The following is a 3,745-nucleotide window of genomic DNA, read 5'->3' as shown; positions in this document are numbered from 1 at the left end:
GTTCCCGGTCGTGACGTCGCCGCACCTGCCGCTTGGCGTCTTCGTTGGTGTCCACCTCGCCTCCTTGGTGGACACCATCGTGGCCGTCGCCGACGCGTTACTCAAGATGGGTTCGCCGGACGCTTACGAAGTGGAGTCCGAGGTTCACCGCGAAGGAAGCACCGTATCTTGACCCTTGGACGGTGATGATCTGGATCCAAGGGTCGGTGCACTTGTAGAAGCGGCGTCCCGAACCTGCGAAGCCTTCCTCGCGGAGTATCGGTGCCAGGGCTGCTCAGATTGCAGACTCGAGGCGTGGCTGAGTCGGTGTGTTCATGACGCCTAACGTTCGAGCTAAGCCGCGCGCAGCGGCGCGGCGCCTGGCCCGCGAGGCGCAGGATACACAGCAAGCGCCTCGCGGGCCAGGTGCCGTGCCGTTGCGCGTCGGCGCTTGAGCGAGGGGTTAGGCCGCACTCTCAGCGGTGCGCTTCAGTAGCGCAGCAATCTCTGCGACCGAGTACGGCACAGAGCGGAGGTGGGCAATTCTGTGGCAGGTAGGACACAGCGACACAAGATCGCCAATGGCAACTTCTCGCTCACCGGTCTGAGACAGTGGCCTTGTATGGTGACACTCGATCACGTATCTGTCGCCGACCTTCAAGTGAAAGCCACACGCAACGCATTTATACCCGTCTCGACGCTTGCGTGCCTCTGCGAGCTCTGCATTCCGGCCATAGACAAACGTCTGCCGATCAAGCTTGTATCCCTCGATGGCACGCTCATCATCAGGAGAAAAGTACTCGTACCTGGCGGCAGGATCACGGCTCCTATGGCTAAGGCTGCAACTTGGATTCCGCTTCCTGTGTTCAATGTGCGGCGTATGGCCATTCCTGCTCTGATGCGGGGTGACAGGTTGACCGCACTCCACGCACGTGAAGGCAGGCTTCGGTTGGCCCCGATGCCAGGCTGCCTTGAGCCTAAGAGCCTCTTCGAGACTGATCGTTCGTCCTTGATAGGAACACTCGACGGAAAGTGGCATTGCTGTGCGGCCTAACGTTCGAGCTAAGCCGCGCGCGGAGGCAGGCGGCGTAAGCCTGGTTCGCGATGATGCCTCATAGGCCGCGGACCAGGCTTACGCCGCCTGCCGGAGCGCGTCGGCGCTTGAGCGAGGGGTTAGGCGTACACGTCCTCATATGGAGGTGGAAGCGGGAACTTGGGCATCCTCGGCATAGGAGGCATCGGAGGAAGGGGGGGCAAAGGCGGCATCCTTGGAACCACCGGCATGCGAGGCATCTCGCTTCGATTCCGAACGATACGATCATCCTCCAGTATGTAACCTACAAACTCGCCTTGGGGAGAATAGAGTTCATTGCCTCTAACTAGGAAGCCCAGCCACTTGGAACGTGGATCAAACACATTGTCGCCAAAGACAAAGCCGACAAACCTACCTGCCGTATTGAATAGATACCTCGGGCGCTTTGACATGGGACTAGCGGCGGAAAGTGATCGCGATTCCGGCCACAGCAAGAGCAATGCCTGAAACCAGTGACGCAACGCCAGGCCACGACGTCCCACTTGTCAGCAGATTCACGCCGAATCCGATACTGACATTACTTACTGCGAGCATGACTGCGCCAACCGTAGAGTTGTTCTTCTTCCTCTCGTATGCGTCTACGTAGGTCTTCAGCGTGTTGTTGTCGTTCTTGAGAGCACTATTCTCGTCGTGCAGCTGCCGGTAGTAGTGCAGCAGCATCTTGATGGCCACGCTGTTATTCGTCAGTTCGTCCGAAGACAAGCCGGCAAGTTCGTCTGTGGACAGCCCAAGTATTGAAGACGGCTGCTTTGGGCCTGTGGCTGGCATGTCGGTCATTCTTCTCCCCAGGTGCTCAGACGGCTCCCCTTGGACGCCTAACGTTCGAGCTAAGCGGACCCCGGCGGCAAGGCGCCGCGCCCGCGAGGCGCAGCATAGACCATGAGCGCTTCGCGGGCGCGGTGCCTTGCCGGTGGGGGTCCGCGCTTGAGCGAGGTGTTAGGCCTCACAGTTCGGCCCAACGAGCAGCCAGACCGAACGCGTGCAGAAGGGCTATGACAAGACAGATGCCAGAGGAGACAAGCCAGAACTTGGTGGAATTCTCAGGGAATGCAGGGCGAAGAAGAGGAAACGCCACTGCACGGCCAAGATACACAGCGGTGATGGCGAGGAGCGCCATTCTTGTGAGTGGCAGCGGAGCGATGACACCTGCGCCTGCCAGGGCATATGCTGCCCAGACCGCGAGGACGGCCGCAATGAAAAGCGTGACCAGAGTGGGTTGCAACTTCCCGGCTTCGACCGCACGTGCCATCTTCTCGCCGGCGCCCATGAAGCGGTAGGCGCGCGGCCCCAACACCACGCAGCCGAGGTGTGCAACGGCGGCAAGTGCGCTGAAAGTTGCGCCAACGATGAGCGCTGTAGTGCCGGCTGTGGCCACGGGAGGTGTTGTGTGAGGCCTAACGTTCGAGCTAAGCCGCGCGCGGCGGCGCGGCGCCTGGCCCGTGCGGCGCATGATATGCACACTGCGCCGCGCGGGCCAGGTGCCGTGCCGTTGCGCGTCGGCGCTTGAGCGAGGGGTTAGGCGTCACTTGCAACCTGTGGAAAACGAGCGCTGGTTGTGGAAGGTACTGTGGCAGCATAGGGACCGTGGTGCGGTCCCGGTCGACGACAAGAGCCCCGGGGCGCTTCCTTCGTGGATAGTTGACGTAACGAGGCCGCACCCACCTTGCGCTCAGTAGTAGTGCTTGGCGCCGTGTTTCCAAAGTTCGTACTCGTACTTGATCTTGTGCTTGATCAGTTCGTACGAACGGCTATCACCGCGCTCCCACTTTCGTTGAATCGCCCAAGTGCAGTAGTCCGCTGCCTGCAGGCACGGATCCGAGGCCGACGAGCAGAACGTCGTGCGCCAGCTTCCTGAGTCGATCCGCTGAGTCTGTCGCAGAACGTCAAGTACCGCGTTCGAGAAGTCAATCTGTCCCTTCTTGACGCCGATTGACGCTGTAGTGACCATCAGTTGGTCTTCCAAGGAGCGCACGATGCGCGGCATGGTGTGCTTAAACAGGTAGTACCAAGCGTACTGGTAGAAGCGGTGTCGCGTCGTTCTGATCTGAGGCTGCGCCTTTGACTTCTCAAGGACCTGCGCGTAGATCTCGAAGTCATGCTCATTGAGCGCCTTGAAAACGCGATCGCGGACGAACTGCTTGTCCTCTGTGGCATGAAAGTAGTCGGGAATCGGAACTCCGTCCCAGAGCAAGTCACGCCGAAGCTTCAGAAGCTCGTGTCCGATGTCGCACGAGTCTGTCTTGATGGCACAGACAATGAAATACTTGCTCGCGTTCTGCTTCCGGGAAAAGTCAAAGTCCCCGGCTTCATCAGCGAAGATGAACCTGCGCATGCGGCAATTGTGACGCCTAACGTGATGTAGGCGTCACGGTTACAAGCCTGACGCCATTTCGAGTGGCTTCGATTGTCCACGAAACCGTCCCCGGACAACAGTCTGACGCTCGACGCCTGGACGACTACTTACGGGAAAGTTCGGGGACCCTGTGAAGCGTGGGATTGCCTGTTCTCCGAAGCGCTTTGAGGTCACAAGACGAGTCTTCGGTGAGGGGCGGATTGTCAGATCAAGTGCAACACCAGAAGCGAGAAGGGGGTGAGCTGGAATACTGGCCACTTCCTCATCCGGCAAGAAGGGGTTGCAACCATGTCGTATAACCATCTCACCCTCGAAGAACG

5 protein-coding genes are annotated in these 3,745 nt (G+C 59.5%); all 5 read right to left on the bottom strand.

Annotation, left to right across the window (positions count from 1 at the left end):
* Positions 1–97: 97 nt before the first annotated feature.
* Positions 98–259, bottom strand: coding sequence for a DUF4304 domain-containing protein (locus tag ENE75_RS25865; protein ID WP_375138510.1), 162 nt, complete (start codon positions 257–259; stop codon positions 98–100).
* Between the two features lie 183 nt (positions 260–442).
* On the bottom strand, positions 443–1,018 hold the full coding sequence (locus tag ENE75_RS25665) for an HNH endonuclease (protein ID WP_128201742.1): 576 nt from the start codon (positions 1,016–1,018) through the stop codon (positions 443–445).
* A gap of 450 nt (positions 1,019–1,468) precedes the next feature.
* Positions 1,469–1,849 (bottom strand): hypothetical protein, encoded by a 381-nt coding sequence (locus ENE75_RS24555; RefSeq protein WP_128201740.1) that lies wholly within the window; start codon positions 1,847–1,849, stop codon positions 1,469–1,471.
* Between the two features lie 166 nt (positions 1,850–2,015).
* Entirely contained in the window at positions 2,016–2,447 is a 432-nt protein-coding gene (locus tag ENE75_RS24550; RefSeq protein ID WP_128201738.1) for a hypothetical protein, read from the bottom strand.
* Between the two features lie 294 nt (positions 2,448–2,741).
* Positions 2,742–3,404: a DUF3800 domain-containing protein gene (locus ENE75_RS24545; protein ID WP_128201736.1), complete on the bottom strand. Its 663-nt coding sequence runs from the start codon at positions 3,402–3,404 to the stop codon at positions 2,742–2,744.
* Between the last annotated feature and the right edge of the window lie 341 nt (positions 3,405–3,745).

The sequence above is a fragment of the Rubrivivax albus genome (genome assembly GCF_004016515.1).
Taxonomy (GTDB): Bacteria; Pseudomonadota; Gammaproteobacteria; order Burkholderiales; family Burkholderiaceae_C; genus Rubrivivax; species Rubrivivax albus.
The sequence above is the reverse complement of the archived record's forward strand: the minus strand, read 5'-3'. Positions and strand labels throughout refer to the sequence as shown.